The sequence below is a fragment of the Sphingomonas sp. IW22 genome, assembly GCF_041321155.1.
GTDB lineage: Bacteria > Pseudomonadota > Alphaproteobacteria > Sphingomonadales > Sphingomonadaceae > Sphingomonas.
On sequence record NZ_JBGGWB010000001.1, the window covers coordinates 1,864,214 to 1,888,455 of the forward strand.

Consider the following 24,242-nt stretch of genomic DNA (forward strand, 5'->3'; position numbering starts at 1 on the left):
TTCTCATAATCGACCGTCCGGCGCGGCGCCCGTAAAACGCGAAAACGGCAGTCAGGAGATGCGATTTGGCGGACCCCCGGCAACAGACATGGCCGACACGATGACCAGTCTGGCTCCCCGCCGCTTCGGCATCGGCAACAGGTTGCGCGGGCTAGTCGCGCTTGCGATGATCGACACCAACATCGTTGTCGCATCGGTCATTCTTGCCAACCTGCTGCGCGCGGTGAGCAGCGTGGTCCTGACGCGGTTGTTGTTGCCGGAGGCGTTCGGCATCGCCGGGATCATCGCATCCATATCCTTCACCGCCGGAATGATGGCCGATCTGGGTTTCCAGCCCTTTGTCGTCCGCCATGCAGACGGTGATCGGCCGCATTTTTTGGATACGGTGTGGACGGTCGCCATTCTGCGGTCGCTTGCCATCACCGTTGCCCTGATCGCGCTGTCGCAGCCGATTGCCAATCTGTTGGGCAAGCCGGACCTGCAATTGCTGATCGCGGTGGCGTCGCTGGGTTTCCTGATCGACGGTATCGCGTCGCCAACACTGATCACGGCGCTTCGCCACCGAATGATCCTGCGGTTGACCACGCTCGAACTGGGGGTGGCGGTGTTCCAGCTCGCCGTGAGCGTCGCACTGGCGTTTTTGTGGCGCGATTATTGGGCGATCCTGATGGCGATGCTGGCGGCAGGCGTTCTGAAGACCTGCCTGAGCTATATCGCGTTTCCCGATTCCAGCCGGCGGCTGGCGCTGGATCGCGGCTATGTTCGCGAACTGTGGAAGTTTGCCCGCTTCGTCGCCGGGTCCAGCCTGATCACGATTTTCAGCATGCAGACCGACAAGTGGATCCTGGCCGCGCTGATGCCCCTCGACGAGTTCGGATTCTATATTCTCGCGGTAAATCTGGCATCGGCGCCGATCGCCTTTGCCGCCGCCTATCCCAGCCGCGTCCTCTATCCCTATTGCGCCCAGGTTTATCGCGAGCGGGCACAGGATCTGCGCCGGCTATTCTATGCGAAGCGGCAGCTGCCCTCACTCATCTATTGCTTTGCCGCAGGCGGGCTGGTGGGGACTGCGCCGGTTGTCATCGCCATCCTTTACCAGCCCGCATATGCCGGTGCCGCAACCTATTTGCAGCTGCTGGCCATCGCTCCGATGTTCGCTCTGTCGACGGCCAGCGCCAACGAAGCGCTGGTCGCCAGCGGACGGGTGCAGGCGACATTCTACACCAGCGTCGCACGGCTGCTGTGGCTGGTGACGGCGTTGCCGGTCGGGTATCTGATCGGACGCGAACTGGGGCTGGTTGCCGCCGTCGGACTGATGGAGCCGGCGATCCTGCTGTTCAAATGGGCCCAATTGCGCGCGGCGCGCCTGCTGGACCTGGGAGCGGAAGCGACCTTCCTTCTCGCCGGTGGTGCGGGTGTCTTCACCGGATCGGTGATCGATTACATCCTTCGCCACGCCCATTTGGTGTAGATCTTGGGTGGCGCGACGCTGCGGCGTGGGCGACGTTCGCGGTCGCGGATTGCCACCAGTGCGGCGACAGCGCCGAACAGGACGAATACGAACACCGCAGGCCGCGCATTGAACGCAGTAAAGGCCAGCATCATCGCTGACATCACCAAGGCCCCGATAACGAACCCGGATGCCGCAAGGCGCCGTGTGTCCCCGCTCGCCCAGCGGCGCAGTCTCACGGCATGAAGGACGAACAAGCCGTAGCAGGACAGGAAAAGGGCCAGCCCCGCCAACCCCGAAATCAACGCCACCCACAGATAGGCATTCACGAAGTCGATGATCCCTTCGCCCTGGCGAAGATCCTCCAGCCGATCCATGATATCGGCAAGCGCAAAGCCCACGACCGGACTGGCGTGCAGTTCCTCGATTCCCCTAGCCAACAGCGTCTCTCGATAGACCGCGCTGTCGCTGGACGAACCCGAAAGACCCAGCGTTTCGGACAGGGATGGCGATGATTGTGCGGCGACGACCAGGGCCAGCCCCACGCCAGCGACAATGACGCCGGTTCGGATGATGCGCAGATACTGGCCGTTATGCGCCATCGTCAGGATGATCGCCAGAAACAGCCCGCTCCACGCCCCACGCGACTGCGGCGCGAGCAAACCCAGCACGGCAAAGCCGAACATCAACAGATGGTGCCACTTCGAACGGAACCGGTCGCGCGCCAGCCATAGTGCCAGAACGCAGATCGCCATGACGAATGCGGTAGCAGTGGATTCCAGAAACGGCCCCGCCGCGCGCAAGATGCCGCCCCGCGACTTTACGAAATAGCCGATGGGTACCTGATAATGCTGGTACAGCGGATAATAGATCGGCCATGCCTGTGCGGCTTCGTACAACAGGATGGCGGAAAGGACGACGGCGCCCGCCGCCAGCCACAGCAGCGCCTCACCCATGTCCTCCATCGACGCAATCCCGCGGCTCAGCACGTAATAGGGCAAGCCCAGATCCAGCACGATGTTGATCGCGACCCGCAGGAAATGGGTGGGAGTCGTCCCGCGTGACAAGGCGGCGCCCAGCAGCAAGATGATCCCCACCGCCGCCAGATCAAAGGCGACCCGCGGGCGCGCCCGATTGCCGTACAGCATCAAGGCGGCTGCGGCCCCCAGTCCCATCGCATCGTGAACGCCGAAATCGAACAGCTTGGTCGCCCCGATCGTCACTGGCGTATCGAGACCGGGGAGCAGCAGCAGCGCAAAGACATAGACCGGCGCGATGCGGTCGGTTCGTCCGGCGACGACGGGAACACACAGGAGCATTGCCGCAAAAAGCAGTCGCAGGTCGGGCAGCACCCACGCAATCAGCGGCAGCGCGACCGCCATGCCGACCAGCCTTGGGCCGTCGCGCTGCGCCGTGGCATTATCAAGGCACCAGGCGAACGCCAGCAGGACCAGCCCGGATACCAACCCCACATGCAGCGCGGCCGTCACTGTCCGCTTTCCATTACCCGGCGAACGGCGGCCAGTTTCGGTGCGGCGCTCAGCGGTTGACCGGCATATTCACGCAATCCCCATGATCCATATTCCCCGATCGGGGCGGTTGAGGCGTAAAGAACCAGATCGTCGCCGATGGTCCGCCGCCACCGGTCCAGATAGGTGCGATAGGCAAACCCCATTCGCGGGTCGCGCTGGAGCTGCCGGGCAAAGGCGACGTTGCGCGTGACCAGATGCTGACCGCCTTCATAAGCGATGAACCGCTTGCCGAACCGCGCGGCGATCGCGCGATTACGCGCCGCGAACGTCAGCGTGTCGTCGATTGCGGCGGGCATGCGGTCGAACACCCATTGCACATCGCCATCATGCCCTTCCAGATCGACCCAGATATAAGGCGCGGTTGCCAGTGCATCGACACAGTCGGCGGTGCGCTCGAAGCCCAGAATGATGCGGGCCATATCGGGATTCGCGTTCTGACTGGCAGCGACGCGCACCAGCCTGTCGGGGCGATCGGCAAATGCCTGCCGCCAGATTGCCATGACGGGGCAGAGTTTCTGTGCATAGCGGATGGCCTGTGCCTGCATCGGGTCGCCGCCGCCCAGGCCGAGCGCCAGGCCTTCGGCACGCGCCGCGCGGGCAGCGTCGAACTGGTCGTTCCAGATCTCGTTCCCCAGTTCGACATATACGGTGCGATCAGGGTCGAGGCGGGCACGCACCAGTTGGGCGAAGCTGCGGACATAATCGGCATCCGCCTGATAGGGCATCAGGAACCATGGATCTGCCTTCGTCCGATTGGCCAGCGCGACCATATCCTCGACCGAAGCGCCCGCGCCGGTCACCTGCGATCCGCTGGCGGGTGTTGCGCGCAGGTCCCATCGAACCGGGGCATTGTCGTTCGTCCGCTGCCAATCGAGAAAACGCAGTATCGCGAACCCCTTGAGGAACGACAGGAATTCGGGATGAAAGCGCTCGTCCGGCGCGCGCGTGGTCTCGCGGCAGTCAAGCTCGCGCACCGGGTCGGCCCGCTCGGTCTCGACAAGTTCGATCCAGCCGCGTTCATCCTCTGCACCGGTCGGCGTCAGTTCGATCAGCAATTCACCCGGCATGCGCGCGACCGCGCGCGCGACCCCGCCAGCGTCGATCCTCCCTTTGCCGCGAAAGGTGCAACGAACACGTGTCGGCCGGTATGGGGCCGGTGGAAGGGTCAGCGTTCGCGGCGCAGTCTGTCCGGGTTCAAGGAAAAGCACACCGCCCGCGCGGTCCAGCTGTACCGGCGGCATCGCGCTCCAGCCCTTGCCGTAGGAGGAAAACCATTCACCCTGTTCGATCAGGTTGGTGAATACCTGCTGCCGATAATAATCGTTCAGGCCGAACAGGTTGATGCCGATCCGTGTCGGCGGCGGGGCGGAGGGCGCCACCTGTTCCGCAAGCATGATCGAACCGGTTTCGATCAGCTTCAACCCGGTATGGCCGCTGAGTACGGCGACCGCCGCCGTCAGCAGCAACAGCGCGCCCCAGCGCTTCCATCGACGCGGCCTGGCAGCGATTGCCCCGTCGTTGTGGACGGGCAATCGGATCACAGCACCTGAAGCGGATGATCGCGCCGCCATGCATGCGCGAGCGCAAAGATTTCCGGCCCGTCGACCAGATAGCGCCGCCACATCCGGCCGGGATTGGTCGACAGCCTGAACAGCCATTCCGCCGACATCCGCTGCATGGCCACGGGCGCGCGCACCTGTGCCCCGGTCAGAAAGTCGAGGCTTGCGCCGACGCACAATCCCACGCCGACGGCACCGCCCATCCGCTCGATCCGGTGGGCAAGGATTTCCTGTTGCGGCGATCCAACCGCAAAAAAGACATAACGTGCGCGAGTTTCCACGACGAAGGCTGCGGCCCTGTCCACTTCGCGCGGGTCGTTGATAAAGCCCATCGGTGGATTGTGGTGCGCGACCCGCTTCAGCCCGTAACGAGCAACCAGCGTGGCCAGCGCGTCCGCATCGCCGCCGACGATCGCGACTTCATCTTGCGGGCCGAGCACCGCGTCGAACATGCGCACGGTCAGGTCGCTGCCCGGCAGCACTGGCAGCCGCAGGCCGCTCTGACGCGCCAGCCGGGCCAGGATGCGACTGTCGCAAAGCACCATCCAGGCGCCGCGATACGCTGGCCACAGGTCGGAGCGGCTACGCTGCAGCCGCACGATATGATCGACATTGGGCGTCACGACATAGGCAAAGGGAGCACCGGGATCGCGATTGCGGATCGTGTCGATGATCCGGGTGTCATCGTCGGCGTTGAAGGGAAGGTCCATATACTCTGTCGATGTGCAGGAATCGCGGACTATGGGCCTTTCAGACGTAGCAAGCATGGTCGTGCCTTTCGCGAGCTGATCAGCGCCGCTGACGGTGCCAGCGTCTCGCGCGTTCGGCTTTGCCCAGTGGCTGTCGATGGCGGAGTTGCGCGGGACCGGGGCGTCCAATCGGATGCGGACGGCGGCCATTATGCGCGTTCCTGTCGCGATTGCTGCTTGGCGAAATAATTAGTGACTTTTCAGCAGGCGGGATCGGCCAGAGGCGCGCATTTCACGCCAAGCCGCTGAACCGGCGTGGTGAATATTCCCCGGCGGCAACTGCCAGTGGTCTTCGCCGACTGTCTGCATCGGGGGGCGGGGCGTAGGATCGGTCTCAACCCAGGAGGCCGGATGTGACGTCGACCAGTCGAACCCGCGCAAGACGACCGGCATTGCCCGCGTTCGTGCGTCTGGTGATAGGATCGGTGGCGCTGGCACCATGCGCGCCGGCGATGGCCCAAACATCGGGACCGGGCGTGGCGCCCGCCGCGATTACCCGGCCGGTACCGCAATATCGAGTGGGTACAGGCGACGAGCTGGAGGTGTTCGTCTGGGGTGAGGAGCGGATGCAGCGCACCGTCCGGGTCCAGTCAGACGGCACCTTTGCGTTTCCGCTGGCCGGGACGATCCGCGCGGAAGGGCGGAACGTGTCCGACATCTCGACCGACATTCGTGAACGGATTTCAACCAATTACCGCTCGGCACCGCCGGATGTTACCGTTTCGGTCCGAACCGCCAGCGAGATGCGATTTTACGTCGTGGGCAAGGTGCGGCAGGCGGGCAGCTATACCAGCAGCGGAAACGTCAATGTGCTTCAGGCGCTGAGCATGGCGGGGGGCGCGGCAGAGTTCGCGGACCTGCGCAATGCGGTGATCCTGCGGCAACGCCCCGACGGTGCGCAGACCGTAGAACCGGTAGCGCTGACGACATTTCTGAAAGGGCGGCGCGGGTTGCGTGCGGGTGCGCTGGCGACGGCGCTGCCGACGCTTGGCGGCGGCGACGTCCTTGTCATCCCATGATCGGATATACCGCCCCGTCGGCGCGCGGCTGCCGCGTACCGCCGTGTTGGCGGGCGTTGCCGTCGGCTTTGCGATACCGGTCGGCGCCCAGACGATGACCCGTCTGGATGGCCATGCCCGCGTCATCGCGTCCGACAATCCGTTCCTGCTGGACGGCGGCGATACGCATGCCGTTGCCATGGAGGTTGCCGCGCGCCCCGACCTGCGCTGGCAACCCGGTCCGTCGACGTTCGCACAGCTGCGCGGGGAGGTTGCGTATCGCCGGTATCTGCGCCGCTATGGCGACTTCCTGACCGGCGATGCCGAAGCTTCGCTGCGTCACCGCGCCAGTGACTTCATCTCGGCCGATGCTTCGCTCACCTATGCCCGCGAGCTGCCGATCGACGGCCTGACGGAAAGCAGTGATTTCGCCGTCGATCCCACCACGGTCCGGCAACGGATTAGCGGGCGCGGTGCGGTGACCTGGACGCCCAATAGTCGCGACCGACTGGTCGGGGCCGTGGGGTTTGAGCGGTTGCGTTATTCCCGCGCGGGCCCGCTTGCCGGGACGAACGCCCGCAATCTGGATGTCGAGGCGACCCGGCGGATTACGGAACGGACGCGGATCGGGGTGTCGGTGATGGCTGCCCGGACCCGGATCGCGGGCACCGGTAATCTTGCCGCCGACGGCATTCGCGCGGTGATCGAACATCAATTCTCTCCCCACCTGAACGCGCGCGGGCGGCTGGGGTTCGAATGGACGCGCTATGACATCGGCAGCAGCAGTGCGCGCGGCCGGCTGAGCGGTAATGCGAACATCTGTTATCGTCCCGAACGGGTCGAAGGGTGTTTCACCGCGTCGGTTCAGAACGAGGTCAGCGGTATCGGCGGATTGCAGCGCGAGCGTTTCGTCGGCGCGACATTTCGATACCGGCTGGACGAGTGGTCGAGCCTGACGGCCCTCGCCGACCGGCGTAGCAGCGACCTTGCCGCGCCGCTGGTGCCGATCCGTACCCGCGCCGAACGGGTGGGCATCGGCTATGAACGGCGCGTCGGTCCGCGATTGATGCTGACCGGCAACGCCGACTACCAGCGACGGCAGTTCGCGATGGGGGGCACCAATGGCGCCTTTGTGATCCTGTTGGGCATTTCGCTGGCGCGGGGGGACTGACGGTGGAGACCGCTCTCGTCCAGCCGCCGTTCGGCCTGCGAGAGTTGCTGGCGATCCTGTATCGCCGGTGGCCATGGATCATACCGGCCATGGTCGTCTGTGCGATCGCCGCGCTGTCGATGCAAAATTCGATCTATCGTTCGTCCGCGACATTGCTGATCGATTCGCAGCAGATCCCGACCAGCCTTGTCGCATCGCCGTTGACGAGCATCGCCAACGAACGGATTGCAAAGATCCGGCAGCAGGTCTCCAGCCGGGCCAGTCTGGCCGCGATCATCCAGCGTCATGACCTGTATCCCGAAGAGCGCCGGACCCGTTCGCTGGACGAGGTGATGGACCAGATGCGGGGCGCGATAGCCGTCGACGTGGTGGGGACATCCGAGAACGGCGCCGAACGGACGATCGCGTTCACCCTGTCCTTTTCCTACCCCGACGCCGCAAAGGCGCAGGCGGTCACTGCGACGTTAACCGAAATGTATCTCGACGAGGACAAGCGGCTTCGCACCGATCAGGCGACGGGGACGGCGACCTTCCTTGGCCGCCGTGCCGACGAACTGCAACGCCGCCTGGCCGCGCTCGCCGATGCGCGCCGCGCGATCGAGGCGCGATACGCCGGCGCGTTGCCGACCCAGGTGGCCTTCAGCGCCCAGGCGGAAACAAATCTGCGTGCCGAGATCGCGCGTATCGACGCCGAAACCCAGAGCCTGTCGCAACAGGGCGGTCTGCTCGCGGCACGGGAGCGGGAAATCGCCCAGGCCCCCCGTCCGGAGGCAGAGGCGCTGCGCCGTGCCGAGGAGCGGCTGAATCAACTCAGCGCCGTATATTCCGACGACTATCCAGAGGTTCGGGCCGCACGCGCCGCGCTGGAGCGTCAGCGCGCTACTCTGGCCGCGCTGCCGCGCGCGGGCGGGGAAGTCGTCGCGAGCGAGATTGCCGCAGGCCACGCGCGTGCGGCGATGCTGGGGGCCAGGCGCGCCCAGCTTGTCGCACAGGTCGCGGAAATCAACCGCCAAACCGCGCTGGCGCCCCAGGCATCCTATGAATTGACGCTGCTGGAACGCGAATATGACAATCTGCGCCGGCAATATGAGGATCTGCGCGAAAAGCAGCTCGACGCACAGGTCGCCGCGAATTTGCAGGTCGAGGACAAGGGCGAGCGATTCTCGGTCGTCGACGAGCCCAGCCTTCCCCATCAACCCATAGGCTTTGGTCAAATGGTCATGTTGCTGCTGGGGGGACTTGGTGGGGCAGGGCTATGGGCGGTGCTGGCGATCGCGTTCGAATTGCTGCGCGGGACGATTCATGGCGCGACGGCGCTTGCCCATGCGGTGCCCGTGCCGGTGCTGGGCGTGCTGCCGCTGGATCGGCGCTGGGACGGAATCTGGCGCCGCGTGTTCGAAGGAGGGGCCAGTCGTGCAGCCTGAATTCGAAATCCGGATGCGAAGGGGATCGTTCGGCGCACTGATCGGCGCAAGCGGTGGCAACGAAGTGGAATTGGTGCAACGCTGCCTGTCGGACCATCACATCGTGGGGTTCAGTTCGTTCGACAAGCGCGTGCAGCCTTTCATCGCGCTGCGGTCGATGATGATGCAGCATATCCGCGAGAGCGGGCATCGCGTCTTTGCGATCACGTCGGTCCAGCCCGGCAATGGCAAGACGCATGTCGCGGTCAACCTGGCCGCGGTGCTTAGCCGGATCGTGCCGACGCGGCTGATCGAACTGGATCTGCGCCGCCCGATGATCGGCGCGCGTCTGGGCCTTCGCAGTCCGTTCACCGGCATTGACGACGTACTCGCCGGGAAGGCGCAGCTGGCAGATTCGGCGACCCGTATTCGCGGCTATGACCTGACGATCCACCGGGTCCGGCGACCCCGTGCCGACGCTGGCACCCTGCTGGCGTCGCTGCAGACACAGCGGTTGTTCGAGGCGCTTCGCGAATTGCCGGGCGCGCCGGTCTGTATCGTCGATACGCCGCCGGTTTTCGTCGACGACGACTTCATGCTCGTCGCACCCGGTCTGGACGGCGCGATGGTCGTTGTGGAGGAAGGGCGTACGACCAAGCACGCGCTGCGCGAGACGATGGACGCGCTGCGACCGACAGAAGTGCTGGGGGCGGTGCTCAACAAATCGTGTTCCAGCAGCGCGCCGAACATCGATTATGGCGGCTATTGCGACGTCGCCCCCCGACCACCGCGAATGCCCGGCAGAGCCCGCAGCGTCTGGGGTCGTATCCGGCAACTGCCATCACGTTTCACCGAACCGTCAGGATAGCGATATGGAAGCGACGAGCGAAACGCTGCCCGCCATTCATACCGGGCAGGCGACCCGAACATTGGCACAGCGCTTCAACGCGCGCCTGACACAGCGTCGCGCATGGCTGCACGACCTGCCTGCACGAACGGCGCTGCGATTGTGCAATCACCCGCGCATTCGCCCGGTGTTGGGCAACAGATACAGACGAGCGCTGGAGCGGAACCGCATTTCGGTGCCATCCCTGTCGGAAACGGACGCGGCGATCGTCGCGGCGCTGGAACGCGACGGGATCTATGTCGGCAACCTGTCCGATCTGGGGCTGGACGGTCACGAACGCCTGCTGGCCGAAGGGGCGATGATGGCCGGGCGCTTCGCCGACGAGGCTCGCAGGCGCGCTGCCATGGGAGAGGTGTTCCTGTATGTGCCGCCTGCCTGGCTGCGCGACTTTCCGGCCTTTTTCGAATGGGGTTTGCAGGACCGGCTGCTCGATATCGCGCAAGCCTATATCGGTATGCCACCTGCCTATGACGGGGTGTGCATCAACTACACCGTCGCCGATGGACGTGAGATCTCGACCCGAAAATGGCATCGCGATTGGGAAGATCGCCGGATGCTGAAGGTCGCCGTCTATCTTCACGACGTGGATAAGGATGGCGGCCCTTTCCAGATGATCAGGCGCCTGGACACTGCACAGAACGACGTCGACGGTTATTTCTATGAACTGGCAAGCGATGTTGAGCTGACCCAAAGACTGGGCGCGGATTATCAGGAGGACATCGTCAGTTGTGAGGGGGCACGGGGAACGATCATCTTCACCGATACGGCCCGCTTCTTTCATCGGGGCAAGCCCGCCGTCGCCCGCGACCGGGCGGCGATCTTTTACAGTTATTTCGCGGACAGGCCGCGGCACCCGTTCCTGTGCGAGCGCACCGGCATGGCGCGCGAGGATATCGCGCGTATCGCCTCGAAGATGACCGGGCGACAGCGGCGGGCCGCATTGTGGCGCAACCGATTGCCGCTGGCATTGCGGCTTATCCCGCCCGCCCGCCTTTAGCTCTATCGTTTATAACTGGCGTGCCAGCAGCGTCGCCAGCGTGGCGGCGTTGGTGGCCGCCGAATGACGGGCCTGGACCCGTTCACGTCCCACCGTGCCCATCGCGCGCAACGTATCGGGCGATGCGTCGAGCGCCGCGCGCATCGCGTCGGCAAGGGCATCCACTGAGCCGGCCGGGACCAGCCAACCGGTTTGGGCATCAACCAGTTCAGGGATGCCGGCGATCGCGCTTGCGATGACCGGACGCCCAAGCGCCATCGCTTCCATGATGCCGACCGGCAACCCCTCTGCAAAGCTGGGAAGGACGAAGGCGCGGGCGCCCGATACCTCGCGAAGGACGCGTTGCGGCGAACACCAGCCGAGCAGGCGGACGCGCCCGCCAATCCCCAATGCCGCAATGCGCGCCTGTATCGCCGCACGCTGATCGCCGTCACCGATGATGTCGACCCTGAACGCGGGCAGGTCGTGCAGCCGGGCAATCGCCTCGATCAGCAGCGGCAAACCCTTTTGCGCGTTCAGCCGCGCGACCGATATCAGGCGGCGCGACACGACGGGCGCGGGCGCGGTTTCCAGAAACCGGTCCGCCACGGAGCAGTGGACGACCTTGATCCGGGGCCAGTGCGCGGGATCGGACCATCGCATCAACTGGCTGCGCCCAAAGCTGGATACACCGACGACGAACGCGGCGTCGGCGATCTTGCCCGCCAGGTCGAGCTCGACGGGGGCGTCGAACTCGTCCGGACCATGGGCTGTGAAGCTGTAGCTGGCATCCGTCATTTGCGCGACGAGGCGGGCGACGCTGGCTGGATTGGTGCCGAAATGCGCGTGAACGTGGCGGATGCCGCTACGCTCCATGGCGTCGGCCAATGCAGCTGCTTCCGCGAAATAAGCCGCCGCCCGAACCAGCCGACGCGGGCTGAACCCGCCGCGCCCGCCCGCCCGCATCGCATCGACCAGGGTTCGGGCCATGCGCGCGGGATCGGATGCGAATCGACGCAGGACCGATGCCAGCAGCGCCCCCTTGTTGCCAAGCAGGACGCGCGTGCGCTCCATTTCGTCGCGATCGTCACCGTAATCGGTCGCCTGCCGCACCGAAAAGCGCTCGACGACGAAACCGGCGCCCTCGACCGCCTCGATCTCGGTACGGATGAAGCTGTGGCTGATCGCCGGGTAGAGATTGGTGAGATAGGCGACCCGACACTGGCCGCGCACCGCCCGGCCCGGCGTCGTGACAGCCGCTTGCAGGGCGGTGGCCGGATGACTGCGTTGCCGGCCGATGGTGCGGGTCCTGGCACGGATCGCGCGGGAAAAGGCCTGTCTCGTCATCATCATGCCGCCTCCCCGCCGTTTTCGTCGGCCTTGCGGGCACAGCATGGCGCAGCGCCGCGCCCCCGCCCATCCGCGATTTTCCCAATCGATTCTGCCTAGTCGAACCAACGGTCCCGGTCCGCCGAATGGCGGCGATAATGGTGCCGGCGGATGATCCTGTCGGGCTCGAAGGACAATGCGCCATGATCAGCCATCTGCATCTCTGGCCGCGAACGCGGCTTCCGGTGACTGTTTCCGCCAAGGCACAGGCCCCGTGGAGCGGCGCAGCTTGAGCGCCCCTGCCGCCAGTATTGGGCATGCGGGGGCGGTCGAAAGCCGCGCGCGGGGATCGTTGCGGCCCGTCATGCATGGCCTGTCGCGATTGATAAGGCCGTTGCCCGATATCGTGACACAGGCAGTCGAGCAGTGGATGATCGCGCCCGCCACGACGGTGGAGGTTCGGCCCGCATTGGGTCTGCCGGGTCAGATCGACCGCATCGCCGGCACCTGTTTCGGATCATATGCAGAGGTCACACGCGACCTGCGCGGCGGTTTTGCGTCGGTGCAGCCGCCAACGATGGGCTATCGCCTGCGGGACGTGCTGCTGTATGACGGTGTGCTGCACGGGCAGGGCGCCTGGCGCCACTTTCGCGCGCGCCGCCATATCCCGGCGCTCGGCCGGTGGCGGGAATATGGCGACGTGCGGGTCATGTACGAAAGCTGGGCCGGCAACCGGTGGTTTGGAAACTGGTTGGCCGATGATTGCGTGACCTATCCGCTGTGTGCCGGCGTCGGACGCCCGGTTACCAGCCGGATCCCCAGCGGCCATGTCGAGGCCTATGAACGCGCGCTGGGGATGTCGCCCGATCGAGTCGACGCGGCGTGGTTCGACGAACTGGTGCTGTTCGACGACCGGGGACACGGCGACAGCCGTCGCCTGCGCGCGGACGACCTGCGCCGACGCCTGACGGGCGGGGCGGCAACCCCCCATCCGGGCGTGTTCCTGCTGCGCGGAAAGACAGGGGATCGCCGCATCATGCACAATGAAGGCGAGGTGGCCGATCGGCTGGCCGCGCGGGGGTTTCGCGTGATCGATCCGTCCTTCGCGTCGATCGAGACGATTATCGGGGCCTGCGCCGGGGCGCGGATCGTTGCCGGGGTGGAGGGCAGTCACCTGGTCCACGGTCTGATGACGATGCCGCCCGACGCCGGGTTGTTCGTCATCCAGCCGCCCGACCGGGCGGTGTCGGTCCTGAAGCTCGTCACCGACTGCCAGGGGCAGGATTTCGGCTTTGTTGTCGGAAAGGGAAGCAATGAAGGGTTTCGCGCAGATGTCGACGAGATCGAACATACCCTCGATCTCTTCTGACGACAGGGTGGGCACGTTTGCGGCCGCCTGGAACGTGGTGCGTGCCGATTATCGCCGCCATGGGTCGCGCGTGACGAACGGCGCGTTCGTGTCGCTGCTGCTCTATCGCTATGGCCGCTGGGCGCTGCGCCGCCGCAGCCGGGTGGCGCGCGTGCTGGCGTCCAAGCTGTACGGCATCTGCAACCTGTTCGTCGCCAACGTGACGAAGATATGGCTGCCGCCGCAAGCGACGATCGGCGCCGATCTTCACATCGTGAACAACGAAGGATCGCTGTCGATCCACCCCGATGCGATCATCGGCGATCGGCTTGGCGTGATGCACAACATCACCATCGGCACCAACATGCGCCCCGGCGCCCCGGTGATCGGCAATGATGTTTTCATCGGCGTCAACTCCACGGTGCTGGGCGCGATCCACATCGGCGACCGGGTGCGGATCGGCGCGAACACGGCGGTGACGACCGACGTGCCATCCGATTCGATCGTGATCGGTTCACCCGCACGGGTCTATCCAAGGCTGGGGCCGTTCCAATGAGCGCGCTTGCCACCACTTTTTACGAGCTGTTTGCCGACAACCTGCCTTTGCGGGCGCCCAAACCCTTCGTCGTCGATCCGGATCGCAGCTATAGTTATGCCGAGGTCGGGGCGCAGTGCGACGCCATCGCGGGGTGGCTGACGGCGAACCATGTCGGCCGGGGCGACCGGGTCGTCATCCAGCTACGCAAGTCGATGCTTGAGGTCGCCGCAATGCTCGCCGTGGCGCGGATCGGCGGCGTCTTCGTCAATGTGAATGCCGCTTTGACCCGCGACCAGCTGGCCTTCATCGCCGCTGATTCGGGTGCGGCGGCCTTCATCGTGGAAGCGAGGGACGCCGCACCGGCCGGTAGCGGCCCGGTGCTGTTGGCGGCCGATGCGCTTGCCCGGCCCAACGACGCGCTGGTGGCGCCGCCTGCAGCGGTGCTGGACTGCGACATGGCGGCGATCATCTACACGTCGGGGTCGACCGGCGCGCCAAAGGGTGTGGTGCTGACCCACCACAATATCGTCGCGGGCGCGCGATCGGTGGCGCGCTATCTGAAGCTGGATGCCGACGACCGGCTGTTGAGCGTGCTGCCCTACAGTTTCGATTACGGATTGAACCAGCTTACGACGATGATGCTGATGGGCGGGACGATCGTGCATCACCGCGTGCCGATCGCCAGCGAAGTGGTGGATGCGCTGGCCAGGCACGAGATCACCGGCCTTGCCGTCGTGCCGCCGCTGATGATCCAGCTGGTCCGGTTCCTCGATGCACGACCGACCGCGCTGCCCGCGCTGCGGCGGGTTACCAATTCGGGCGGGGCGGTGCCCGATGTCATCCTGCAAAAGCTCGATCAGGTACTGCCGGGCGTCGAAGTTGTGTTGATGTATGGCCTGACCGAAGCATTCCGGTCGACCTTCCTTCCGCCCGATCGCTTTGCTGCGAAACGCGGCTCGATCGGTCGCGCGATCCCCGGCGCCGAGATCCATGTGATCAGGCCAGAGGGCGGACTGGCCGGGCCGGGGCAGCAGGGTGAGCTGGTGCACCGCGGGCCGCTGGTCAGTGCCGGCTATTGGAACCAGCCGGAAGCGACCGCGCGAAAGATACGGCCATGTCCGGAACTTGCCGACCGGATCGGCGACGAACCTGTCGTCTATAGCGGCGACATCGTTCGGGTCGATCAGGACGGCGACCTCTGGTTCATCGGCCGCAACGACGCGCTCATCAAGACCAGCGGATTCCGGGTCAGCCCCGATGAGGTCGAGGACATCGTCCACGCAAGCGGCCAGGTTGCCGATGCCGTCGCCTTCGGCGTTGCCGACCCATTGCTGGGACAGACGGTGCATATCGCGGTGACCCTGTCGCCCGCGGGCACGCGCCAGGCCCTGATCGAATACTGTCGGGCCGCGATGCCCGCCTACATGGTGCCGCGCGAGATCCATGTCTGGCCCGACGCCATGCCGCGCACGGCGAGCGGAAAGCTCGCCCGGCCGGAAGTCATCCGTTTCGCAACTTTTGGCGCGGTTGGGGAAACCGTCGCGGGGGAGATGCCGTCATGATGCTGGACCAGGCCGCGCTACTCGAAAATGTCCGTCGAATCTCAGGGTTGAACGGAGAGACGTCGGCGGACACGCTGCTGTTTTCATCCGGTGCGCTGGATTCCCTGGCGATGCTGTCGTTGATCGGGTTGGTCGAACAGATGGCAGGCATTCAGATCAATGCCGAGGACGTCACACTCGACAATTTCGACAGCGTGGCGCGGATCGCCCGCTTCGCCAACGCGCGGGCAGCATGAACGGCGCGCACCCGGTCGACGAATGGCTGGGCCGGGCCGCCGACCGGCACGGCACACCCTGCTTCGTTTATTTCACCGCGCCGATCGAAGCGCGGCTCAATCATCTGGGCAGGGCGTTCGGCGGCCGTTTCAAGCTGAGCTACGCGGTAAAGGCCAATCCCAATCCGGCGCTGCTGGCATGGCTGGGCACCAAGGTGCCGTTGATCGACATATCATCCATCGGGGAAATGCGGCTGGCGCTCAGCGCGGGGTGGGCGGCATCGCGGATCAGCTTTACCGGCCCGGCCAAGCGAGAGGCCGAACTGGCCGAAGCGATCGCGATGGGCATTGGCGAGCTGGTGATCGAAAGCCCCCGTGAAGCCGCTGCGGCGAACGCCATCGCGCGTTCGACCGGGCGACGACAGGATGTGGTGATCCGCATTACGCCCGATCGCGTGCCGCGCGGGTTCGGGGACCATATGGCCGGGCGCCCGTCACCCTTCGGGATCGACGTCGAACAGACCGACGCCGCTCTGCCGCCGATCCTTGCGATGCAGAACCTCAACGTGCGCGGCTTCCACATCTATTCCGGGACGCAGTGCCTGCACGCCGATGCGGTCGTTGAGAATTACCGCAACTTCATCGCGCTGTTCGAGCGGTTGGCGGAACGGCACGGATTGACTCCTGACCGGCTGATATTCGGGTCGGGGCTGGGCATCCCATATCATGAAGGCGACGTGCCCATCGATCTGGACGCCGTTGCAGCGGGAATCGTGCCGGGCCTGGACGCGTTGCGCGCCAGCCCAAGGTTCGCGCGCGCGCGCTTTGCACTGGAACTGGGTCGATATCTGGTCGGTGAGGCAGGTTATTTTGTCACGCGCGTGGTGTCGGTCAAGCAGTCGCGCGGCAGCCGCATCGTGCTGTGCGACGGGGGCATGAACAATCATCTGCCGGCCAGCGGCATGTTCGGCATGGTGATCCGGCGGGCCTATCGCATGCACAAGGTCGGCGGTGGCGGTGACGTTGAAAAGGTCGACCTTGTCGGCCCGCTTTGCACGTCGATCGATCGCCTGGGCAGCGGCGTCGATCTGCCCCGGCTCGAACCGGGCGATCTGGTGGCGGTGCACAACAGCGGCGCCTATGGCCTGAGCGCAAGCCCCGTCCACTTCATTTCGCATCCCATGCCGACGGAACTGATGGTCGACGGGGAAGTGCTGCGCGCGGTGTCGCGCGATTGGACGTCCTGTCACCAGCCCGCACTCGAAAGGACCGAGAGCCATGCCGCTGCTTGAGAAGGCATCGGTCGCGGCGGACGTGGCGGCGATGCCGCTGTTCGACGAACCTTGCCAGCAGCGCAGTACCCGCAGCAAGGCCCACCGGCGCATGCAGCTGTATCTGACGATGATCGCGGCGGAGTGGCTGGCGATTCAGCTGGGTTTCAAGGTTGCCGCCTGGCTGCGTCCGGGCACGGGCTGGATGGAACTGGGCGAGCCGCTGCTCCTGTCGCTGGCGACCCTGCATGTCGCGCTCACCTTCCAGCTTGGCGGCTATGGGGTGATGACGCTGCGGCGCTGGACGATGGGCCTGCGCATCGCGCTGAGCGCCCTGGCGCTTGCTGCCATGCTGGTGTTCGGCATCGGCTTTGCCTGGACGCTGGCGGTCGATCTGTCGCGGATATATTTCATTTCCGGGGTGGCGGTGTCGGCAGTCGCAATCATTGGTGCGCGGGTCATGGTCCGCCTGCTGACAAGGCGGATGCTGGCGGATGGGCCGATCGAGGTCATCGTCATCACCGACGACCCGGCGAGTGTCACAACGCTGGGTTATCGGATCATCGACGCGCGCCGTTTTCGCGCCGTCTGCGACCTGGATAATCCCGACCTGCTGAACATGTTGGGCTGGACGATCTGTCGCGCCGACCGCGTCCTGTTGTCCTGCCAGGCCGCCGATCGTGCTGCGTGGGTCACGGCGCTGAAAGGGTCGGGGATCGATGTCGAGCTGTTGCTGCCCGAACTCGAACCGCTGGGGATCCTAAGCATCGACCGGCATCGCGGCCGGCTGGCGGCATGTGTGTCGCGGCGCCAGTTGGCGCTTCGCGACCGGATTGCCAAGCGAATGTTCGATCTGGCGGTGGTCTTTGCCCTCCTGCCGCTGATGCTGATCGTGCTGATCGTCGTATCCTGCGCCATCAAGCTGGATGACGGTGGCCCTATCTTCTTCGTTCAACGGCGGATCGGCCAGGGCAATCGCTTTTTCGACCTCTACAAGTTCCGGACCATGCGGGCCGACCGGCTGGACCATGCCGGGGGCCGATCAACGATGCGCGCCGACCCGCGACTGACGCGGATCGGCGGGTTTCTGCGCCGCACCAGCATCGACGAACTGCCGCAACTGTTCAACGTGCTGATGGGCAGCATGAGCATCGTCGGGCCGCGTCCGCACGCGACCGGCTCCACCGCCGAGGATCAGCTTTTCTGGGCGGTGGACCGGCGATACTGGCTCCGCCACGCGGCCAAGCCCGGCTTGACGGGATTGGCGCAGGTGCGCGGTTTGAGAGGTGCGACCGATACGCGCGACGCAATCGTGCGCCGGATCCAGGCGGATCTTGAATATATCGCGGGCTGGTCCCTTTGGCGCGATATCCGGATCCTTGCAGCAACGGTGGGGGTGCTGGTCCATGTCAACGCATATTGAAGGCTCTGGCGCGCATTGCGATGCCTGCGCGGCACCGCTGCGCTTTTGGTTGGCGATGCCGATCGACGCAAAGAAGCAGGAGCCGACGCCGTTCGGGCGCATCCTGCGTTGCGACCGATGCGGCCTGGCAAGGTCGGCCGACATGCCCGAACCGGCAGAGGTCGGCGCTTTTTACGACCTTGCCGCCTATTACACCCATGGCGAAAGCCACATGACGCCGGTCGCCCCCAATCTGGCCGACCGGATATTGACGCGGCTGGCCTGGACAGTCGACCGCGCACGACCGTTCGACGTCGATGCGATCGCCGCCACGCTGAAGCCAGGCGCAAGCATTCTCGACATCGGGTGCGGCGATGGCGAAAAACTGGCGGCCTTTCGCCGTCACGGCTTCACGGTGCTGGGTGTCGACCCCGATCCGGGATCGAGAGCGTTCGTTGCATCGCAAGGGCTGCTCGCGCTCGACGGGACCGCCGAGGCACCGCCGGCCGAGCTTGCGGGCCATCGTTTCGACCTTGTCATCATGTCGCACGCGCTGGAGCATTGTATCGATCCCGCACGCGCGCTGGCAACAATGCGCGGCCTGATGGCGCCCGACGGGATCGGGTATGTCGAGGTCCCGAACGCGGCGGCCCTGCATTTTGAGCGATTCCGGCAATGTTCCGAGATGTTCGATGCGCCACGTCACCTATGGTTCTTCACGCCCGACGCGTTGTCCCGAATGGCGGCTGCGGCCGGACTTGGCATTTCGGACTGGCATTATAACGGTTTCACCCGCCTGTTCTCACCCACATGGCGGGGTTGGGAATGCCAGATCCACGACCGGCTGGCCGAACGCGGTGCGGCAGCCGGATTGCGGCGACATTCGCGGTGGGAAAGCGCGCTGCTGCTGGCGCGCTCGGCACTTGCGCCGCCGGCGCGCAAATATGACTCGTTCGGCATTCTCGTCAGCCGGACGCCCAACGATCGCGAACATCAGGTCGAGCAGCCCGTTCGATGATGGCGCTCCGGGCAACAGCCTGGGCAAAGAGCGGGGCGGTCGCGCTGCTGCTGGTGCTGCCGGGACCGCAACTGTCGTTGCGGCGCGCCGGGCCGGTTGCATCGTCTGGCATCACTTTTATGGGGGGGCGGGCGGCGGGATGGCGGCTGGCTGACGTGAGGGCGAGCCTCGCGCTCACCGCGCCCGGACCGAACGGCGCCTTGCCCATAGCAGCCATTCCTGCGCGCGTGGCGCCGCCATTTTTCCTTTCCGGCAGCCCGCTGGATCGGGAGCGCGCGGTCGATTGTCTTGCCGCTGCTGCCTATTACGAGGCGGGTCTCGATGCGCGGGGGCAGCGCGCGGTAATGCAAGTGGTCCTGAATCGGGTTCGCAGCCCGGCTTACCCGCGGTCGATATGCGGCGTCGTGTTTCAGGGGAGCGAACGGGCCACCGGCTGCCAGTTCACCTTTACCTGCGACGGTTCGATGGATAGGCGGCGTCCATCCCCGGCGGCATGGGCCGCTGCCCGCGCCCGCGCCGTCGCTGCGCTCAACGGGCCGGGCGATGAAAATGTCGGACACGCGACCCATTATCACACCGACTGGGTCCACCCTCCGTGGAGCCGGGATCTGGATCAGGTGGCGGCGGTCGACACGCACCTGTTCTTTCAGGCGAATGCCCGGCGGCCCGGCAATTTTTCGGGCGCCTATGCCGCGGCTGAGCCGCTCGTCGCGCGCCTGTCGGTGCTGTCGGCATCGCATCGTCCGACCGGCGGCTATGTAGAGGCACTTGTGGAGCCGGTCGCGACTACCCCGCCGCCGCTGGATATAGCGGCGCTGATGCCTGAGCGGCTGCCGGATCGGTCCTCTGCGCCGGGGGCGGGCATTTTCCTCGTCTCCCTCAATGCCAGCGACCCGCCCGAGGCGTTCCATCGCCGCGCCACGACGCTTTGCCGCGGATTGGCCCAATGCAAGCTGATCGGGTGGACCGATCCGGACACCCCGCCAAGCGCCTTTCCGCTGCCGGGGCGGGCGATCGACGCAATCGCCTTCAGCTATAATCGCACGGGCAGCGGTGCGCCGGATGAAGCGCGCTGGGACTGCAAGCGTTTCCCGCGCCCGACCGCGACGGAGTGCCTGAACCGCAGCTGAGCAGGCGGGGAGGGTGACGGCGATCCATTCACCGGTTGATCACGAATTTGTTGCCTAAAGGTGTGCCTGGGCCGTGCGATGCCGGATAGCCATCATGGGGACGCCATGACCCCAGCTCGTCCAAATTGCAGTCATATTGGATGTAGTTCTATCGAACGATAACCGTGCGTTTACGCCGCCGCCGGAACATTATCCCAAATCAAGGGAGCATGGCGGTGTTCACCGTACTGGAATGTATTGCACGTCAGCATGACTGGAAGCTCGTTGCGCTTGCAGGGTCGATATGGGTGATCGGAAGCGTGGCGTTGTTTCTCTTGTTACGACGATCGACAGACTGTGTCGAGTCGCGAAGGCGTCAATGGTTGGCGGTTGCAGCACTTTCGGCGGGTGTCGGCATTTGGGCAACCCATTTCGTGGCGATGCTCGCTTACGACGGGAATCTGCCCCTGCATTTCGACGTCGGACCGACAATCCTGTCGGCGTTGGTGGCAATCCTGTTCTTCTGGGTTGCGCTGCTTTTGGTGGGTGCCCGTCCCACCGTGCGAAGCAGCATTCTTGCAGGGGCGATCGCGACCGGCGGCATCGGTGCAATGCATTTTATCGGCATGTCCGCAATCACCGCGCCCCAATTGATACGATATGACTGGCTGCCCATCGCGATCTCTTTCGGGATCGTGTGGGCGCTGTTCGCGCTGGCGTTTGTCGGCTTTGGCGCCCTGGGCAGGACAAGCGGTATCGTTGTGCCGGCCATGTTGTCGGTGCTGGGCGTGATCGCGCTGCACTTTACCGCGATGTCGGCGACCACGCTGGTCCTGGACCCGACCCTGTTGCCAGCTACCGCGCGGGACCCGATCTGGATGGTGTCCGCGATCATGGCGGCAACGCTGGGCCTGATCCTGGTCGTGCTGGCGGGTGCCTTTCTGGACCGGATGCTGACCGACCTGAAGGGTCTGACCGAAGCCACGCTGGAAGGGTTGGCGATCGTCAGTGACGGGGGGATCGTCGAAGTGAACCGGCGGCTGGCCGCGATGCTGTGCGTGGATGGCGCCGATGTCATCGGAACCACGCCGTCGCGCTGGTTCGTCGCCGCCGATGGCCTTCCCATCGACGACGCGCGCGACCGCCCGGTCGAGGCATGCGTATCGGTTGCGATGCTGGAGGACCAATGGTTTGAAGTGGCGACGCATTCGATCGAGTATCGTGGCCGGTCCTGTCAGGTGCTGGCCGTGCGCGACCTGACCGAACGCAAGCGATTTGAACGGCGCATCCAGCATCTGGCATCGCACGACGCATTGACGCAATTGCCCAATCGCGGACATTTCACCCAGGCGCTGGAGGCGCGGGTCGGCGACCTGTCACAGCCCTTTGCGCTGATCGCCCTCGACCTGGATCGGTTCAAGGCGGTGAACGACATATTCGGCCATGCGGCGGGGGACGAGGTGTTGTGCCGCGTGACCAAGCTGTTGCGCGGCGCCGTGCGTGGCGAGGATCTGGTGGCACGGCTGGGCGGGGACGAGTTCGTCATCCTGGCATCGAACATCGATCCGACCGATGGCGCGCAGCAGTTGGCGCAACGCATCCTGCAGAGCTTTGCATCCGAAATGGACGTTTCGCGCGACCCGATGGCCGTCGGCGTCAGCATCGGCATTGCCGTATTCCCGCGCGACGGCAGCGACGCCGCGACGCTGCGACAAAATGCCGACATCGCACTGTACCGGGCGAAGGAAAGCGGGCGCGGACAGTTCCGCTTCTTCGACACGCAAATGGACATGCTGGTCCGTGAACGGCGCGAACTGGAACATGATCTGCGCCAGGCGATTGCCGGCAACGAGTTCCATCTGGTGTTCCAGCCGCTGGTCTCGACCGCGCGCGGCGCTGTCATGGGGTACGAGGCGCTCTTGCGCTGGCATCATCCGGTTCGTGGGGAAGTGCCGCCCGACGTCTTCATTCCCATTGCAGAGGATACCGGCGCGATCGTGCCGATCGGCGAATGGGTGTTGAAGCAGGCGTGTCGCACAGCGGCCGGTTGGCCGGGGGGCATCGGCGTCGCGGTCAATGTCTCTCCCGTGCAGTTCCGGATACCCAATCTGCCTGCGGTGGTCGCCGCCGCGCTGGAGGAAAGCGGCCTAGCCCCCGAACGGCTGGAGCTGGAAGTGACCGAAAGCGCGTTCCTGCGGAGCAGGGACACCACGCTGGCGACGCTGCATGCGATCAAGGCGATGGGGGTGCGGGTCGCGATGGACGATTTCGGCACCGGCTATTCCTCGCTCAGCAACCTTCAGGCATTCCCGTTCGACAAGATCAAGATCGACCGCAGCTTCGTCTCGTCGGTCGAGGATGACGACGCCGCACGATCGATCGTGCGGGCAATCGTCGGCCTGGGCAAAAGCCTGAACCTGCCCGTCGTGGCCGAAGGCGTCGAGACTGAGGCGCAGCGGCTGATGGTGATGGAAGAGGGCTGCCCGCAGGCTCAGGGCTATCTGTTCGGCATGCCGTCAACCAACCCGGAAAGGAAGGCGGCGACGCTGCGGTCGGTGGGGTGAGGGGCGGCTAGTCGCCTGTCACCTCATCGCAGCGCCTTGTTGAGATAAGCGACCAGTTCGCTTTCCCGATGGACGCCTGTTTTGCGGAAAACGGCCTTTAGTTGAGCGGCGACGGTTTCGGGCGCGGCCCCCCGGGCCTTTGCGATCGCCTCTCGCGATTGCCCTTGGCCGATGCGCAGGGCGATATCCGCTTCGGCCCCGGTCAGGTCAAGCAGCGACCGCAGGAGATTGGCGTCATCCGGATGCAGGTCGCGGCTGGGACGCACGACCACCAGCGCCCGCGGCTCAAAGGCGAGGCTCCATTCGCGGCGCGGCAGCGCGAAAATCTCGCACCGGGCGGGGTCGTCGGCACCCAGCCAAAATCGCTCCGGATTATTGCCGCCGTGCGCCAGTGTTCGCGCGATCGCCGTCTGAAAGATCCGGTCGGCGGGCTTGTGCCGCAACCACAGGTTCCCGCGCGACAGGCAAAGCAGGTGCTGGCTGGAAAGCCATGTCTGCGCCGTTGCGGTCAGCGCGCCCACTCGCCCATGGCCGTCCAGGATGAAGGCGATACAATGCATGGATTCGAGCATTCCGGCGGCCATCTGTGCGCCTTGATGCTCAACCGCGCGCTGCATGCGGATCGCGGCCAGGACATGCGGCGCCGCCTTGGCAAAAACCGCCCTGTCCGCAGCCGTTGTGCACCCGTCCGCCTGTTTCCGAAGCGCCGCCATCCCGATGAAGATTCCGTCAGCCTGATGAAGGACGGTCTGGCAGCCAAATGGCAGGTCATAGTGTGAGGCAAAGTCGTCATATATCGCGCAGCGCATCTGTTTGCGAACGCGACGATAATCCCGCTCGCTGGAGACAACCAGCGGCGAGTCCGATGCCGCGATACGCCAGTTGATATCGGGGTTCGCGCCGTCAATTTCGGCAAATCCCTCGATGAAGCCATCGGGGCAATCGGTGGTCCAGTTAAAGGGGATCGCGTTTGCGCCGCCGATGCCGATTACCTGCATGTGGCTGGACCGCGTCGCGCTGGCCAGTTGCTTCAGCGCATTGTCCCATCCGCCATCCTGAAACGGCGCGGACATGATCGCCGCCGCGGTATCACGCATGTTTCACACCCCCTCGCGCGCCTGCCCACTCGGCCCGATGCTGA

Annotated in this window: 20 protein-coding genes; 15 read left to right on the plus strand and 5 right to left on the minus strand. The window is 65.1% G+C overall.

The window, feature by feature from the left end:
• The first annotated feature begins 88 nt into the window (after positions 1-88).
• Positions 89-1,471: an oligosaccharide flippase family protein gene (locus ACAX61_RS09165; protein ID WP_370714453.1), complete on the plus strand. Its 1,383-nt coding sequence runs from the start codon at positions 89-91 to the stop codon at positions 1,469-1,471.
• Here ACAX61_RS09165 and ACAX61_RS09170 read toward each other — a convergent pair.
• From ACAX61_RS09170 to ACAX61_RS09180, 3 genes are read right to left on the minus strand one after another with little or no spacing between them, the layout of a single operon-like run.
• Positions 1,441-2,940, minus strand: a complete 1,500-nt coding sequence (locus ACAX61_RS09170; protein ID WP_370714454.1) for an O-antigen ligase family protein — start codon at positions 2,938-2,940, stop codon at positions 1,441-1,443. The genes ACAX61_RS09165 and ACAX61_RS09170 overlap by 31 nt on opposite strands.
• Positions 2,937-4,523, minus strand: a complete 1,587-nt coding sequence (locus ACAX61_RS09175) for a hypothetical protein (RefSeq protein ID WP_370714455.1) — start codon at positions 4,521-4,523, stop codon at positions 2,937-2,939. The genes ACAX61_RS09170 and ACAX61_RS09175 overlap by 4 nt, the downstream gene beginning before the upstream one ends.
• Complete coding sequence (locus ACAX61_RS09180) at positions 4,520-5,251, minus strand: WecB/TagA/CpsF family glycosyltransferase (protein WP_370714456.1); 732 nt, start codon at positions 5,249-5,251, stop codon at positions 4,520-4,522. The genes ACAX61_RS09175 and ACAX61_RS09180 overlap by 4 nt, the downstream gene beginning before the upstream one ends.
• A 443-nt stretch (positions 5,252-5,694) precedes the next feature.
• On the opposite strand from ACAX61_RS09180, the gene ACAX61_RS09185 reads away from it, so the two are divergent.
• Genes ACAX61_RS09185 through ACAX61_RS09205 form a run of 5 tightly spaced genes read left to right on the plus strand, consistent with a single transcriptional unit; the run spans position 5,695 to position 10,766 of the window.
• Positions 5,695-6,309 (plus strand): polysaccharide biosynthesis/export family protein, encoded by a 615-nt coding sequence (locus tag ACAX61_RS09185; RefSeq protein WP_370714457.1) that lies wholly within the window; start codon positions 5,695-5,697, stop codon positions 6,307-6,309.
• Positions 6,296-7,459 carry a hypothetical protein gene (locus ACAX61_RS09190; RefSeq protein ID WP_370714458.1) on the plus strand — a complete coding sequence of 388 codons (1,164 nt, stop codon included), beginning with the start codon at positions 6,296-6,298 and terminating at the stop codon, positions 7,457-7,459. The genes ACAX61_RS09185 and ACAX61_RS09190 overlap by 14 nt, the downstream gene beginning before the upstream one ends.
• 2 nt (positions 7,460-7,461) lie before the next feature.
• Positions 7,462-8,883 (plus strand): GumC family protein, encoded by a 1,422-nt coding sequence (locus ACAX61_RS09195; RefSeq protein ID WP_370714459.1) that lies wholly within the window; start codon positions 7,462-7,464, stop codon positions 8,881-8,883.
• Complete coding sequence (locus tag ACAX61_RS09200) at positions 8,873-9,730, plus strand: CpsD/CapB family tyrosine-protein kinase (RefSeq protein WP_370714460.1); 858 nt, start codon at positions 8,873-8,875, stop codon at positions 9,728-9,730. Before ACAX61_RS09195 ends, ACAX61_RS09200 begins: the two co-directional genes overlap by 11 nt.
• A gap of 4 nt (positions 9,731-9,734) precedes the next feature.
• Positions 9,735-10,766 carry a phytanoyl-CoA dioxygenase family protein gene (locus ACAX61_RS09205; protein WP_370714461.1) on the plus strand — a complete coding sequence of 344 codons (1,032 nt, stop codon included), beginning with the start codon at positions 9,735-9,737 and terminating at the stop codon, positions 10,764-10,766.
• 9 nt (positions 10,767-10,775) lie between these two features.
• On the opposite strand, the gene ACAX61_RS09210 is transcribed toward ACAX61_RS09205, so the two are convergent.
• Positions 10,776-12,098 (minus strand): glycosyltransferase, encoded by a 1,323-nt coding sequence (locus tag ACAX61_RS09210; RefSeq protein WP_370714462.1) that lies wholly within the window; start codon positions 12,096-12,098, stop codon positions 10,776-10,778.
• A 382-nt stretch (positions 12,099-12,480) separates the two neighbouring features.
• Between ACAX61_RS09210 and ACAX61_RS09215 the strand changes: the two genes are divergently transcribed.
• The 9 genes from ACAX61_RS09215 to ACAX61_RS09255 all read left to right on the plus strand — a co-directional run bounded on the left by ACAX61_RS09215 (position 12,481) and on the right by ACAX61_RS09255 (position 23,101).
• On the plus strand, positions 12,481-13,443 hold the full coding sequence (locus ACAX61_RS09215; RefSeq protein WP_370714463.1) for a glycosyltransferase 61 family protein: 963 nt from the start codon (positions 12,481-12,483) through the stop codon (positions 13,441-13,443).
• A 7-nt stretch (positions 13,444-13,450) separates the two neighbouring features.
• Entirely contained in the window at positions 13,451-13,978 is a 528-nt protein-coding gene (locus ACAX61_RS09220) for a DapH/DapD/GlmU-related protein (protein WP_370714464.1), read from the plus strand.
• Positions 13,975-15,522: an AMP-binding protein gene (locus ACAX61_RS09225; RefSeq protein ID WP_370714465.1), complete on the plus strand. Its 1,548-nt coding sequence runs from the start codon at positions 13,975-13,977 to the stop codon at positions 15,520-15,522. The genes ACAX61_RS09220 and ACAX61_RS09225 overlap by 4 nt, the downstream gene beginning before the upstream one ends.
• On the plus strand, positions 15,519-15,758 hold the full coding sequence (locus ACAX61_RS09230) for a phosphopantetheine-binding protein (RefSeq protein ID WP_370714466.1): 240 nt from the start codon (positions 15,519-15,521) through the stop codon (positions 15,756-15,758). Before ACAX61_RS09225 ends, ACAX61_RS09230 begins: the two co-directional genes overlap by 4 nt.
• The gene (locus ACAX61_RS09235; protein WP_370714467.1) at positions 15,755-17,029 is read left to right on the plus strand and encodes a type III PLP-dependent enzyme; all 1,275 of its coding nucleotides are present in this window, start codon (positions 15,755-15,757) and stop codon (positions 17,027-17,029) included. Before ACAX61_RS09230 ends, ACAX61_RS09235 begins: the two co-directional genes overlap by 4 nt.
• Complete coding sequence (locus ACAX61_RS09240; protein WP_370714468.1) at positions 17,016-18,431, plus strand: sugar transferase; 1,416 nt, start codon at positions 17,016-17,018, stop codon at positions 18,429-18,431. The genes ACAX61_RS09235 and ACAX61_RS09240 overlap by 14 nt, the downstream gene beginning before the upstream one ends.
• A 55-nt stretch (positions 18,432-18,486) precedes the next feature.
• Positions 18,487-19,428, plus strand: a complete 942-nt coding sequence (locus ACAX61_RS09245; protein ID WP_370714469.1) for a class I SAM-dependent methyltransferase — start codon at positions 18,487-18,489, stop codon at positions 19,426-19,428.
• Entirely contained in the window at positions 19,425-20,558 is a 1,134-nt protein-coding gene (locus ACAX61_RS09250) for a cell wall hydrolase (RefSeq protein WP_370714470.1), read from the plus strand. The genes ACAX61_RS09245 and ACAX61_RS09250 overlap by 4 nt, the downstream gene beginning before the upstream one ends.
• A 362-nt stretch (positions 20,559-20,920) precedes the next feature.
• A complete protein-coding gene (locus ACAX61_RS09255) occupies positions 20,921-23,101 on the plus strand; it encodes a bifunctional diguanylate cyclase/phosphodiesterase (protein ID WP_370714471.1) in 2,181 nt (726 codons plus the stop codon).
• Positions 23,102-23,124: 23 nt separating this feature from the next.
• Here the strand turns inward: ACAX61_RS09255 and ACAX61_RS09260 are convergent, their stop codons facing one another.
• Positions 23,125-24,198, minus strand: coding sequence for a helix-turn-helix transcriptional regulator (locus tag ACAX61_RS09260; RefSeq protein ID WP_370714472.1), 1,074 nt, complete (start codon positions 24,196-24,198; stop codon positions 23,125-23,127).
• Positions 24,199-24,242: the final 44 nt, after the last annotated feature.